We start from the raw sequence: 12,553 nt of genomic DNA on the forward strand, positions 1-12,553 counted from the left end.
CTGAACCGGGTCCCGGACCAGTCCTGCTGCTGAGCCTGGTTCCCCTCCCAGGCCCGGAACGATGTAACAACTCGCTCCGCAACGGCTTCACCCAGGTCAACCTGAATCCATCACAGGAACGACGGGCAATCATGGGGTTCCTCCTGGTTCTCCTGGTTCTCCTGGTTCTCCTGGCCATCGTGGTCTTGGTCCTGGCCGTCCTGGAGAACAGGAAAGACCAGCGATCCCGCCAAGCCGACCCTGCCCGAGGCCTCTCCCTGGACCAGCGCCTGGAGCGCCAGGAAGCCGCGGTGGCTGCGATCCTGCTGCGCTTCGATCGGCTGGAGCTGGAGCTGGAGCGGCTCCAGCGTCAGATGGGTGCCCCGCGGGGCGAGGCCCCGACCGCCGCCGGGCAGCGACCGGACCAGAGCCCCTCCCCAGAGAGCGATCGGACACCTGCACGGAGACCGCAGGCACGGGAAGCGGCTGAAAGGGAAGCGGGCGAACAGCCAGCCCCCGCACGACGGCCACCCCCACCACTGCGGCCCGAACCGCGACGGGAACCGCCGCCACCCCAGCCGCCACCACCCCAGACGCGACCCCAGCCGCCACCGCACACCCACCCCCAGCCCGCACCGCCGCCTCCACCGCCCCCCCTTGGGCCCCAGGCCGTCCGCGCCGCCGCGCCCCCCCGTGCCCCGGGCCCTTGGCAGCAGCGCTGGCGTCGCTGGGAGCAGCTCCTGATCGCCAACTGGACCGGTCTGCTGGGGGTCGTGGTGGTGGTGGCCGGCGTGACCTTCGCCGCCATCAACGTCGCCCTGCAGTTCAACCCCTGGCAACGATTCCTGCTGGTGGTGGCGGCGGCCACCGCCATGGCCCTGCCCTCCCTGCTGCTGAAACCCGCCTCCCCCTGGCTGCGCCTGAGCCGCTGGCTGAGAAGCGGCGGGGCGGCCCTGCTGCTGTTCGCCTGCACCGCGGCCGGGGGCCTGCCTCAGCTGGGGCTGCAATGGCTGGACGATCCGGGACAGAGCCTGGCGCTGCTCGGCGCCGCCATCGCGGTGAATCTGGTGCTGGCCGCTGTCGCCACCAACCAGACCGTGGCGGGACTCCACGTGGTGGTGTGCCTCGTCCCCCTCACGATCGTCCCCCAGGGCGGGCTGATCCTGGCGGTGGCCAGCCTGGTCGCCCTGGTGGGCGTCGTGCTGCCCCTGGCGCGGCCCTGGTACGGCCATCGGCTCCTGGTGGGCCTGAGCTACGGCCTGTTCCACGCCAACTGGGTCGTTCGCACCCTGCCCCTGCTGGCCGGGAGCGACACCCTCCGCAACCAGGCCGCCCTGGCCGCCGCTCTGGTGTTCATTTCCGGCACAGTGCTGCTGCAACGGCCGCAGCGGCTGCGGCAGCACGGCCTGACGCTGCCGCTGCTCGTGCAGCTGGTGAACAGCGGGGGGCTTGCCCTGGCGCTGTTGCTGGAACCGCCCCAGCTGGGCAGCCGCGCTCTGGCCCTGGCGGCGTGCGCCGGGCTGCTGGCGGTGCTGGCCGTCCGCGCCCGCCGGGCCGAGCTCTCCTGGCTGCGCCGCTGCGATGTGATCCTCGCCCAGGCCTTCAGCCTCGCCGCCCTGCTCAGCCTCGGACCCTGGGTCGCCAATCCCACCCTGCTCACGGCCCTGGTGCTGCTGGAGTGCCTGGCCCTGCTTCACCTGGGCCATCAGGATCCCGACACCATGGTGCGGCAGCTGGGCTGGTGGCTCAGCCTGCTGGCCGGTCTGGCCCTGGCTGCGGTGACCCTGGGGGCGGCACCACCAGGGCAGGCCCCTCCCCTCCAGAACAGTGCTGTGCTGCTGGTCAGCGGGGCCCTGGCCCTGGCCAGCCAGCACCGTGTGCACCGGCCCAAGGCCCTGCCGGGAGCCGGCGGGATGGGATGGATCGGGGCCCTGCTGCTCTGGCTGGGCTCCAGCGTGATCCCCCCAGACGCCTGGCAGCCCTGGCTGACCGTCACCGTGCTGACGGCCGCGCTGCTGAGCGCCAGGCACTGGCAGCTGCCGGGGGGAGCCCAGGGCCTGGCGGCCATGATCACGCTCATCCACATCGGCAGCTGGATCCGGCTACTGAACCAGGTGCCCTGGGCTCCGCAGAGCCTGGCCGCGCTGACACTCCCCCCGCTGCTTCTGGCCCTGCTGCTGCTCTGCGACCGGCGGCACGACGTCCCCAGGGCCACGGGCTGGTGGCTGCTCTGCCTGAGCGGTGGGTTCTGGGGCCAGATGACCCTGCTGGTGCGGCTGGGAGTCGTGGGGCCGGAGCGGCTGGCCGGCCACGCCGTGCTGCTCCTGGCCGGGGGAGCCCTGCTGGTGGCCGTCCAGCTGGGGATGATGCGCTGGCGGCTGCGGGCCCCCTGGCCCGAGCTGATGGGCTGGCTGGGGCCGGGGCTGCTGCTGCTCGGCAGCCTTGGCTGCCTGCCGCGGCCCTGGCCCGAGCCCATCGCCACGGCCCTGTTGCAGCTCAGCCTTCTGGTCGGGCTCTGGCGCCGGCCCCCCGGCCTGGTGGCCGGCACCACCGCCGCCACCGGCGTCCTGCTGGCGGGAAGCTGGGTGTGGCTGCTGGCACCCCAGTCCTGGAGCTGGCAGGAACTCCTGCCCCGGCTGCTGCCCCTGGTCCTGGTGGTGCAGATTCTGTGGCTGCGGGGGGCGCGCGCCCCCCGCCGTGGCGCCTGGATCCTGCTGAACGGCACGGCCGTGGCGCTGCTGCTCAGCGCCCTGCTGGCCTGGGCGGTGGGTCCGGAGGTGATCCGCAGCCGCGCCGCCACCCTGCTGATCGCCGGCCAGCTGATCCCGGTGCTGCACGGGCGGCTGCAGCGAACCGGGATCCCTCAGCTGCTGCCGCCAGCTCTCGCCTGGCAAGGGGCAGCCCTCACCTACGCCGGTGTGGCCCTGGGCCTGCCTGCGCCCTGGCGGGGCATCGGGGGGCTGCTGGCGTTCGGCGGGCTGCTGCTGCTGGCCCGGCAGTGGCGACCTTCCGGGCTGCACGCCGCCGCGGCGTGCGGCGTCACTGCCCTGCACCTGCAGCTCTGGCTGCAACTGCTGCTGCAGCAGCCCTGCCCTGCCCAGGAGGTGCTGCAGATCCTGCTGCCCCTGGCGGCCCTGGCCCTGCTGCAGCGTCTGGCGGATCGCCCTGGGCCGGATTCCGGAGTCGGCGGACTGAACCCCCTGCCCATCTATCTGATCGGCAGCGGTGCAGGTCTGGCGAGCTGGCTGCTCCTCGCCCCGGTGTCGCCCCTGATCCCGCCGGTGGCCTGGCTGCTGCTGGCCCTGCTGGCCCTGGAGCTCACCAGCAGGCTCCCCATGGCGGATGGCCGCCATGCCCTGATCTGCGCGGTGGGCCTCCTGCTCGCCTTCGCCTGCGGCTACGGGCTGGTGATCAGCCAGAGCCCCGTACTGCTGGAGCTGGGAGGCCTGACGCTGCCCGGCCGGTTCGCCATCGAACTGCTGGCCATGGCCGTGTTCCTGTACTGGTGGTTCCTCCCTTCCAGCAGCCGTCTCACCGGTCTGGCGCTCTGGAACCGGCTGCATCCGCTGCTGCTGGAAGCCTTGGTGCTCGGGACTGTCGTCACCGTGCTCAGCGAGGTGGAGGTGTTCTGGCGCCCTGTGGCCTGGGCGGGCCTGGCCCTGCTGGTGATCCTCCGCCCGATCAGGCGGCTGTTCGCGGCCCGGCTGCAGATCTATGCGGTGCTGCTCTACTGGCTGAGCCTGGCCACGCTTCTGGCGGTGCTGAGCACGCTGCAGACCCCGGCCCAGGCCTGGATCCTCCAGCCCGGGCAGATTGCTCTGCTGGCCATGGGCCTCCAGGTGGGCTTCATCCTCGTCACCCACCGCCAACTGGACGTGGAGCAGCTCAGCAGCAGCCGCGCCTGGGGACCACTGGGCTGGATCGGCCGCCGCATCAGTCGCCGTCCCCACCGCTGGATCTACCTGCCCCTCTTCGCCGTGGTGACCTACTACCTCTGGCTGCGCTACGACCGCGCCCTGCTCACCCTCCTCTGGACCACCGAGGCCTTCGTGATCTATGGCCTCAGTGCCGTGCTGCGGGACGGCAAGTTCCGGCTGCTGGCCCTCATCGCCCTGGGGGCCTGCCTGCTGCGGCTGGTCGCGATCGACATGGCCCAGGCCGACCTGGGCATCCGCGGCGCGGTGTTCATCGGGGTGGGCCTGCTGATGGTGGGCATGAACGCCCTCTACAACCGGTTCCGCAATCGCTTCGAGAGCGGCCCTGAAGCCAGCGCGGCAACCGGCGGCGGAGAGGACGCCGAACCACCCCTGGGCCCCGGACCATGAAGCCACCTCCCCGGCTGCTCGTGCTCCTGGCCCTGCTCACGGGCGGCGGTGGACTGATCGGCCTGCTGGTGCTCCAGGGCCCGGCCCCACCGCTGCGCCCGTCGCTGGCCCCCACGGCCCGGCTGCTGGGCACCCCCTTTCAGCTCGCCGACCGCCTGGCCAGCCGCATGGTGCCCGTGGGGGAGCTGGATGAACGGGAGCTGGGCACCATGCTCCACGCCCGCTACGCCCGGCGGATCCAGCCAGGTGATGCCGATCAGGCCTATCTCGACGCCCTGATGGAGCTACTGAGCCCCCATCGCCATCGCAACCTCCACTACCGCGCCTATGCGGTGGGCCCCTGCGGCGGCATCAACGCCTCCGCGCTCCCCGGAGGGGTTGTGCTCGTGTGCCGTGAACTGCTGGAGGAGATGACCACGGAAGCGGAGGTGGTGGCCGTGCTGGCGCATGAGATCGGCCATCTGGAGCTGGGCCACTGCTTCGAGCTGGTACGCAGCGAGTTGCTGGCCCGCCGCACCGGCACGGTGCTGCTGGGGCGGTTGGCCGATCAGATTCTCACCATCCTCGTGCGCCGTCGCTACAGCCAGGCGGCCGAGTCCGAGAGTGACGCCTATGCCTTCGCCCTGCTGACCGACAGCCCCTACGACCCCTCCGCCCTGGCGGGCTCCTTCCGCATCCTGGTGGCCGGCCAGGGCCGTCGGCGCCCGGTGGGCCTGCTCGGCGACCTCTCCCGCAGCCATCCGCCCTCGGAGCTCCGGCAGCACCTCTACGAGCAGCGGAGCCGGTCCTGGTGGCGGGGCCATACCGGTGAGCGGCGCTACCGGGGCGCACGCAACCTCTCGGAACGACGCACACGCCTGCAGCGGGACCACCCCGAGGAATGGGTGGAAGCCGAGAGATGAACGGGGTGCGTGGATCCCGAAGACCTCAGGCCACCAGGTAGCCCTCCAGCCGCCGCGACTGGGAGCGGATGCCCTCGAGGGCCTTGCGCTCGAGATTGCGAGTCTTGTCGCGACTCATGCCCAGGTTCTTGGCGATCGAACTCAGGCTCATCGGCTCGGTGATCCCGGCGCCCTCCGTGGCGATGCCGTAGCGCATCTTCAGCACCCGCCCCTGCAGCTCCGGCAGCTGCTCCAGCAGCGCCCGCAGATCTCCCTTCAGGCACTCCCCGTCCACACGCTCCTCCGGCAGCTCCCCATCCCCCGCCAGCAGGTCCAGCAGCTCCGTGTCCTCCCCGTCCCCCACCTTCGTCTCCAGGCTCACCGGCTGGCGCGCACGGCACAGCAGGTCCTTCACCTCCTCCTCCGGCAGCTCCACGAACCCCGCCAGCTCCGTCACCGTGGGGGTGCGCCCCAGCTCCTGGCTCAGCTCCCGCTGACCCTTCTTCAGCTTGTTCAGCGTCTCGGTGATGTGGATCGGCAGACGGATCGTGCGGCTCTTCTCCGCGATCGCCCGCGTGATCCCCTGGCGGATCCACCAGTACGCATACGTACTGAACTTGTAGCCCCGCGTCGGGTCGAACTTCTCCACGCCCCGCACCAGTCCGATCGTTCCCTCCTGGATCAGATCCAGCAGCTCCATGTTCCGCTTGGTGTACTTCTTCGCCACGCTCACCACCAGCCGCAGGTTCGCCGCCACCATCCGCTCCTTCGCCCGCCGGCCCGCCTGCAGCCGCTTCTTCAGCACCGCCGGGCTCAACCCCGCCGCCTTCGCCAGCTCCGCCGCGCTCGGCGCCGTGCCGCCCGCACGCATCGTCAGCTCCTGCTCCACCTCCTCCAGCGCCATCAGCTCCTGCACCTGCCGGCCCAGCGTGATCTCCTGCTCATGGGTCAGCAGCGGCACACGGCCGATGTCCCGCAGGTAACTGCGCACCAGATCGCCGCCTCCAGCCTGAGCGGAGCCATCGGCGGTCGCGGCCACTGGCAGGGAGGGCATGACGGTCGGTTTACGAAACGGTTCTGTTTCGTAAATTTACCACCCTTTTTCGGCCCTGATCCAGCATGGGGCGATGGCCAGCCAGCGCCTGCAGAAACTGATCGCCACGGCCGGAGTCTGTTCACGGCGCCATGCCGAGGAGCTGCTGCGGCAGGGGCGCGTGCGGGTGAACGGCGCCGCGGCCAGGCTGGGAGACAGCGCCGATCCCGACCGCGACACCATCGCCGTGGATGGCAGACCGCTGGCCCGGCCGGCACGGCCGCTGCTGCTGCTGCTCAACAAACCGGTGGGGGTGCTGTGCAGCTGCTCCGATCCGCAGGGGCGTCCCACCGTGCTCGACCTTCTGCCTCCGGCGCTGCAGCGGGGCCAGGGCCTGCATCCCGTGGGCCGCCTCGATGCCGACAGCAGGGGTGCCCTGCTGCTCACGAACCAGGGGACGCTCACCCTGCAGCTCACCCATCCGCGCTACGGCCACCGCAAGCTCTACCGCGTGTGGATCACAGGTGACCCCAGCCCCCGCACCCTGGAGCGATGGGCCGCGGGGGTTCCCCTGGAGGGGGTGACCAGCCAGCCGGTGGGGGTCCGGGTGCTGCAGCGCAGCCGGCGCGGCACCCGGCTGGAGCTGGTGATGGAGGAGGGAAGAAATCGGCAGATCCGCCGCACCGCAGCCCTTCTGGGCCACCCGGTGCTGGATCTGCAGCGGGTGGGCATCGGTCCGCTCCGCCTGGGCTCGCTGGCGGAAGGGTGCTGGCGGGCGCTCGATCGCCAAGAATGGCAGGCCCTGGCCACTCCCCCCCCCTGAGCCGCCCCCCTGCCCCCCCGCGTGCTCGCTTCGGCCGGTTCTGGCGCTGGGGCCGCGGTCGCCAGCCTCCGAACAGCGACACCGTCGCGGTCGACCCGTTGGTCGCGGCCGGACGCCAGCTGCGCCAGCGCCGCGAGGAGCGCCACCTCACGCTGCGGCAGCTGGCCCTGGAAACCCGCATCAGCACGCCGGTGCTCGAGGCGCTGGAGCGGGGCTGGCGTGACCGGCTGCCGGAGGCCACCTACCTGCGCACCATGCTGCCCCTGATCGAGCGCCACCTCGAGCTGGATCCCGGCAGCCTCGAGGTGGTGCTGCCGGTGACGGCCACGCCCTCACCGGGTCGCCAGCGCCAGGGGCTCTTGAGCCGCTTCACACCCGGCTCGATCGATGTGTTCACCACCTGGCAGGGAACGGTGCTCTACGGGCTGCTCACCCTCGGGCTGATCTACGGCCTGAACCTGCAGCAGCAGCGCCTCGCCCAGGAGGGCCTGCTGACGCAGCGCCCGGTGGCACCGCTTCCCCCGGAAGAGCAGAAACGCCGCACGGGAGCGGGCCAGTCCCTGCTTGCCATCGCACCGGACCTGCGGCCGCTGCAGGTGGCGGCCCAGGGGCAAGGCCTCAAACTGCTGCGGCGCCAGGATCCTGGCAGCAACCGGGCCCCGGCACCCCAGCAGCAGGGGGACCTGGTGCTCGAGCTGGCTGGCCCAGCCACGGTGAATCTGGAGAGCGGCAATGGCGAGAGCACCAGGTTCCGCAGCAGCGGCGGCCGCCTGGAGTTCAGCCTCACCCAACCCTGGACCCTGCGCATCACCCCTGCACCCACCCGGGCGGGGGCCGTGCGATGGCGGGGACAGCCCCTGGCTGCCACAGCCGGCGAGCCGGGCAGCTTCAGGGCGCCGGACTCTCAGCAGCGCTGATGGTGGCGGGCCATCTCACCCAGACCCTTGATCGGACCATCGAGGCTGGCGATCGGATCGGTGAGGCGCCAGGTCCAGTTGCCGGAGCTGGTGCCAGGTGTGTTGAAGCGGGCGCTGTCGTCGCGTTCGAGCAGATCCTGCACCGGGGCCACGGCCAGCTCGGCCTCAGTGGCCAGCGCCGCCTCCAGCAGCTGCCAGGCCGGGGACGTGATCGTCACGCCGAGCACCTGCTCCACCCGCCGCCGCTCCTCGTCGCCCAGGCCCTGCCACCAGCCGGTGGTGGTGGCGTTGTCATGGGTGCCGGTGTACACCACCCAGCGGGGGCCCTGGATGTTGGCCGGGAGGTAGGGATTGTCGTCGTCGCCGTTGAAGGCGAACTGAAGAATCTTCATGCCGGGCAGGGCGAAGCGGTCGCGCAGGGCCTCCACGGCAGGGGTGATCACACCGAGGTCCTCGGCGATCAGCGGCAGGCGCCCATCGCGGAGTTGTCCCTTGAGGCGGCATCGGATCCAGAGCAGGCCCAGCAGGAGGGTTCCCGGGGACGGGCACCAGCGTCCGTTCTGCGCCGTGTCGTCCCCTCCCGGCACACTCCAGTAGGCCTGCAGGGCCCTGAAATGGTCGAGCCGCAGCCGATCGAAGAGCTCGAACTGACGGCCCAGGCGGGCCAGCCACCAGCGAAAGCCGCTGCGCAGGTGGCGGGACCAGCGGTACACCGGCGTGCCCCACAGCTGGCCGGTGGCGGAGAAGTAATCGGGCGGCACACCGCTCTGCTCCACCAGGGAGCCGTCACGGTTCAGGGAGAAGAGCTCGGGATGGCACCACACATCGGTGCTGTCGTGGGCCACATAGAACGGCAGGTCGCCCACCAGGTCCACATCGCAGCGGTGGGCCTGGGCCCGCAGGGCCTCCCACTGGCGCTGCAGCTGCCACTGCAGCAGCGCCTGTTCCAGCAGCGGCCCCGCCATGGTGCGATCGAGCTGCCGCAGGCAGGCGCGATCGCGCAGCGCCAGGGACCGGGGCCACTGCCACCAGGGCCGGCCGCCCTCCTGGTCCCGCAGCACCATGTAGCGGCAATGGTCGGGCAGCCAGGAGCGCTGCCGCCGCGACCAGGCCGCGAAGGCGGCGTGGCTGGCGGCGGACTGGTCCGGCCAGCGACGGGCCAGCGCCGCGGCCAGGGCGGCGGCGCGCCGGGGCATCAGCTCCAGATCCACCTGCTCGGTGGACTCGGGCACCGGCAGGGCCTGAAGGTCTTCGGAACGGAGAAACCCCTCCTGCTCCAGCAGATCCCCATCCAGCAGCCAGGGGTTGAGGGCCGATCCACTCGGAGAGCTGTAGGGGGAGCCGGTGCTGTCGGTGGGCGCCAGGGGCAGGAGCTGCCAGAGCCCGATCCGGTGCCTGGCCAGCAGGTCGATCCAGTCGCGGGCGGCCGCACCGAAGGTGCCGCAGGGTCCAGGACCGGGCAGGGCCGTGGGGTGGAGCAGCACGCCGCAGCGACGCCGGGCGGGCGCGTGGGGGTGGTTCACGCGGAGGGCAGCCGGTAGCGGCTCACGATCTTGCTGGCGAAGGCCGGGATGTGGGCCTCGGCTTTCTCGGGATGGTGGCGGCGCACCCAGAGGGCATTGCGGGTGAAGTGGGAATCGATCGAGAAGCGGCCGTACTCCAGCCCCTTCGGTCCGAAACGCTGCACGACCAGGCCGATCAGCTCCGCCAGCCAGCGGGGCAGCCTCACGGCCTTGTCATAGGCCTCGATGCCCTGCTGCACCGCCGCCCGGCGGTCGCCGCGGCTGGTCACGGGAGCCAGATCCAGCTCGGGCTCCACCAGCTCGAGCAGCTGCTGGCCCAGCGGGTTGCGCACGGTGATCCACTGCCGGCCGAACTCGGCCCCCATGTAGCCCACCACCAGGTCGGCTCCGGCATTGGTGTAGTCGAAGCAGCTGAGGCAGCTGGGGGCGAAGACGTCCTTGAGCTTGGGCGTGTCCAGACCGAAGAAGGGCACCGTCTCGGTGCGTCCGTCGCTGTGGCGGAAGTGGATGCGGAAGTCCTGCATGAACTCGTAGTGCACCACCGTCCCCGGCGAGCTCACCGTGCTCTCGAGAAAGGTCTGCAGTCCGGCCCGGGACACGTTGTCCACACAGGGGAGGCCGAGCACATAGAGGGCGTCGAGGGGAAGGGTGGGCTGCACGGCCCGCAGGGCCTGGATCTGGCAGCCCACGCCGATCGCCAGCAGCCGGCGGATGCCGCTGCCCGGCAGCTGTTCCAGCACCTCGAGGTTGGGGGAGAGGGTGGGCTTGTTCACCCGGGCCTCCAGCACCTCCTGGGGGGTGCGCGCCAGCCGGGGCACCGGGGTGAAGCGGTCGTGCTCGCTCTGTCCCACGCAGAGCACGGCATCCACCAGTCCGGTCTCGAGGGCCCGCACACCGATGCGGCTCACGATGCCCGTCCACTGGGCGCCCTCGAGCGGCCGGCGCAGCCGGGCCGTGACCATCCGCTGCTGCACGCCGAAGTAGAGCTCGTCCTCGTTGTCGAGATCGCGGCTGCGGCCGTGGGCGGCAGCCTCCATGGCCTCGAAGCGCTGGTTCAGAAAGGCACAGCTCTGCCTCACATAGGCCACCCAGCGGCTGTCGCAGAGGCCGCACTGGCTGCAGAGGTCCTTGGCGGGATAGGTGCTCCCCTTGGCCAGAGGGCGCGCGCGCTCGTGGGGGGCCCTGGCCTGGCCGGCAGGGGGTGGGGTGGGGGCGGCCGGCAAGGGAAGGCCAATCACTGGTTCACAACCTATCGGGTGCCGCCCATCGGGGGGTGGGTCAAAGTGGTGGACCTGTCACGAACGGGCGCCCAGCGATCCCGATGCCACCCCGCCCCGCGTCACCCTCCACCGGCAGCACCGGCAAGGCCGGCAGCACCGGCTCGGCCGGCAGCACCGGGAAGGCCGGCAGCACAGCAGCGCCGGCACGGCGGATCAGGAGCAGAAGCTCGAACGCCAGGGTGTGGCTCAGGCTTGGGCTGGCGGCAGCAGGCATGGCGGGCGGCCTCAGCCTGCTGGCCCTGCTCTGGCCCAAGCCCGACGCCGTCCTGGAGAACCAGGGGGTGCGGTCCGTCAGCGACCTGGCCAAACCCCCCAACCGGCCCGTCACCGTGCTGGTGATCGGGGTGGACGCGGATCAGCTCAAGGCTGCCACCAACAAGGCAGCTCCCCCTGGACCGGCCAATGCCGATGCGCTGCTGCTGCTGCGCATCAATCCGGGCGGCCCCCTGCAGGTGCTGACCCTCCCGACCAGCCTGGCGGTGAAACTGCCCGGAAGCGGCGGGCTTCAGTCGCTCGGCAGCCTCTACAGGGTCGGGGGGGCCGCCCTGACGGCCGATGCGGCCCGGGAACTGGTGGGCCTGCCGCGGCAGGAGCCCCACCGGTACCTGGTGCTGAGCCGCAGCGCCCTGCGCACCCTCGTGGACGAGCTGGGGTCGTTGGAGGTGAATCCCAACGCCACCATGCAGTACCGCGACCAGCGGCAGGGGCTGACGATCAACATCCAGAGCGGCCTGCAGCGTCTCAAAGGCGCCCAGGTGGAGCAGCTGCTGCGCTACCGCAACCCTGCCAGGCCCCTGGAAAGCCGCCTGGCCAACCAGGAAGCCGTGATCCGCAGCCTGCTCAATGAACTCAGCATCAGCAGCCGCGTGGAGACGCTCCCCCCCCTGGTGCAAAAGCTGCGCGGGCAGGTGGAGAGCAACCTCACCCCCACCGAGGTGCTCAGCCTGATGGCCGCGGTTCTCGGGCCCGACCAGACCGTGGTGTTCGCGGTGGCGCCGCTGGAACCCCCGCGCAAGGGCGGGACGGCAGCGCCGAACGCGAAGTCCACGCCGGGGAGCGCCGACGGCGCCAACCTGCGGGAGCTGGCCAAATCAGCCCCCAGCCCCCTCTGGCCCGAGCCCACCCCAGCGGCCAAGCCAGGCTCCTAGGGCTCCTGCCAACCCGCGGCCCTCACCTGGGCACAGCCGAGACGCAACGCCCCCGGCAGGGCGCGCACCAGCTCCTCACACGCCTCGGCGGCGCCGGGATCGGCGGGGATGGCCGTGGGAAGGGCTCCCAGCCAGGGCAGGCCATCGCGCCGCCGCAGCGCGGCCTGCCAGGGCAGGCCCCACTGCACCAGGCCCACCAGCGGCACGGCCGCCTGGCGCAGCAGGGCGGTCATCGCCGCGGGCAGACCGCTCCGCTGCTGATCGGCGCTCAGCAGCAGCAGCGCCGGCTGCCGCCAGGCCCCCAACGCCTCGGCCCAGCAGCTGCCTTCGTCCAGGGTCCGGCCGGGGTCGATCGGCAGCGGCACCAGCCGGGGCGGCGCTCCGGGGGAACGGGAGCGCCGGTGCAGGGCCGACAGCTGCTGCGGCGGATCGGCGGGATCCAGAGCGGGCGCCAGGGCCAGCCCCAGGGCCGCGGCCAGGGCTGGCCCCGCTTCCTCCAGCAGCTGCCCCTGGGGCTCGCTCGGGCCGGCTGCCAGCAGCACCAGGCTGGCCGGCAGCACTCCGGAAAGCGTCATGGTTGTTTGCATTCCAGATGGCGGGCTCGCTTCTACCATCAGAGACCAGCCGACGCGTCTGCGCTCGCC

10 protein-coding genes are annotated in these 12,553 nt (G+C 71.7%); 5 read left to right on the top strand and 5 right to left on the bottom strand.

Annotated features, from left to right (window positions below; translation table 11 throughout):
- Positions 1-185: 185 nt before the first annotated feature.
- Together CBM981_RS05510 and CBM981_RS05515 are read left to right on the top strand one after the other, a co-directional pair.
- Entirely contained in the window at positions 186-4,304 is a 4,119-nt protein-coding gene (locus CBM981_RS05510) for a hypothetical protein (RefSeq protein WP_172820828.1), read from the top strand.
- Complete coding sequence (locus CBM981_RS05515) at positions 4,301-5,206, top strand: M48 family metallopeptidase (protein WP_087067600.1); 906 nt, start codon at positions 4,301-4,303, stop codon at positions 5,204-5,206. The genes CBM981_RS05510 and CBM981_RS05515 overlap by 4 nt, the downstream gene beginning before the upstream one ends.
- 25 nt (positions 5,207-5,231) lie before the next feature.
- Here CBM981_RS05515 and CBM981_RS05520 read toward each other — a convergent pair whose 3' ends face one another.
- Positions 5,232-6,239, bottom strand: coding sequence for an RpoD/SigA family RNA polymerase sigma factor (locus tag CBM981_RS05520; RefSeq protein ID WP_087067601.1), 1,008 nt, complete (start codon positions 6,237-6,239; stop codon positions 5,232-5,234).
- A 73-nt stretch (positions 6,240-6,312) separates the two neighbouring features.
- Between CBM981_RS05520 and CBM981_RS05525 the strand changes: the two genes are divergently transcribed.
- Together CBM981_RS05525 and CBM981_RS05530 are read left to right on the top strand one after the other, a co-directional pair.
- A complete protein-coding gene (locus CBM981_RS05525; RefSeq protein WP_087067602.1) occupies positions 6,313-7,041 on the top strand; it encodes a pseudouridine synthase in 729 nt (242 codons plus the stop codon).
- Between the two features lie 98 nt (positions 7,042-7,139).
- A complete protein-coding gene (locus CBM981_RS05530) occupies positions 7,140-7,958 on the top strand; it encodes a helix-turn-helix transcriptional regulator (protein WP_172820829.1) in 819 nt (272 codons plus the stop codon).
- On the opposite strand, the gene malQ is transcribed toward CBM981_RS05530, so the two are convergent.
- The 3 genes from malQ to CBM981_RS15230 all read right to left on the bottom strand — a co-directional run bounded on the left by malQ (position 7,946) and on the right by CBM981_RS15230 (position 10,975).
- Positions 7,946-9,481 (bottom strand): 4-alpha-glucanotransferase, encoded by a 1,536-nt coding sequence (gene malQ, locus CBM981_RS05535; RefSeq protein WP_087067604.1) that lies wholly within the window; start codon positions 9,479-9,481, stop codon positions 7,946-7,948. The two genes, CBM981_RS05530 and malQ, sit on opposite strands and share 13 nt — an antisense overlap.
- Positions 9,478-10,638, bottom strand: coding sequence for a Coenzyme F420 hydrogenase/dehydrogenase, beta subunit C-terminal domain (locus CBM981_RS05540; RefSeq protein WP_172820932.1), 1,161 nt, complete (start codon positions 10,636-10,638; stop codon positions 9,478-9,480). Before CBM981_RS05540 ends, malQ begins: the two co-directional genes overlap by 4 nt.
- A gap of 121 nt (positions 10,639-10,759) precedes the next feature.
- Entirely contained in the window at positions 10,760-10,975 is a 216-nt protein-coding gene (locus CBM981_RS15230; protein ID WP_157665341.1) for a hypothetical protein, read from the bottom strand.
- Here CBM981_RS15230 and CBM981_RS05545 point away from each other — a divergent pair.
- A complete protein-coding gene (locus tag CBM981_RS05545) occupies positions 10,974-11,909 on the top strand; it encodes an LCP family protein (protein WP_157665342.1) in 936 nt (311 codons plus the stop codon). The two genes, CBM981_RS15230 and CBM981_RS05545, sit on opposite strands and share 2 nt — an antisense overlap.
- Here the strand turns inward: CBM981_RS05545 and CBM981_RS05550 are convergent.
- A complete protein-coding gene (locus CBM981_RS05550) occupies positions 11,906-12,484 on the bottom strand; it encodes a hypothetical protein (RefSeq protein ID WP_157665343.1) in 579 nt (192 codons plus the stop codon). The genes CBM981_RS05545 and CBM981_RS05550 overlap by 4 nt on opposite strands.
- Positions 12,485-12,553 lie beyond the last annotated feature (69 nt).

It is taken from the genome of Cyanobium sp. NIES-981, assembly GCF_900088535.1.
Taxonomy (GTDB): domain Bacteria; phylum Cyanobacteriota; class Cyanobacteriia; order PCC-6307; family Cyanobiaceae; genus NIES-981.

Coding starts and splice junctions, on each gene's coding strand:
- CBM981_RS05550 (WP_157665343.1), bottom strand. CDS start 12,484: ATGACGCTTTCCGGAGTGCTGCCGGCCAGCCTGGTGCTGCTGGCAGCC.
- CBM981_RS05545 (WP_157665342.1), top strand. CDS start 10,974: ATGGCGGGCGGCCTCAGCCTGCTGGCCCTGCTCTGGCCCAAGCCCGAC.
- CBM981_RS15230 (WP_157665341.1), bottom strand. CDS start 10,975: ATGCCTGCTGCCGCCAGCCCAAGCCTGAGCCACACCCTGGCGTTCGAG.
- CBM981_RS05520 (WP_087067601.1), bottom strand. CDS start 6,239: ATGCCCTCCCTGCCAGTGGCCGCGACCGCCGATGGCTCCGCTCAGGCT.
- CBM981_RS05525 (WP_087067602.1), top strand. CDS start 6,313: ATGGCCAGCCAGCGCCTGCAGAAACTGATCGCCACGGCCGGAGTCTGT.
- CBM981_RS05515 (WP_087067600.1), top strand. CDS start 4,301: ATGAAGCCACCTCCCCGGCTGCTCGTGCTCCTGGCCCTGCTCACGGGC.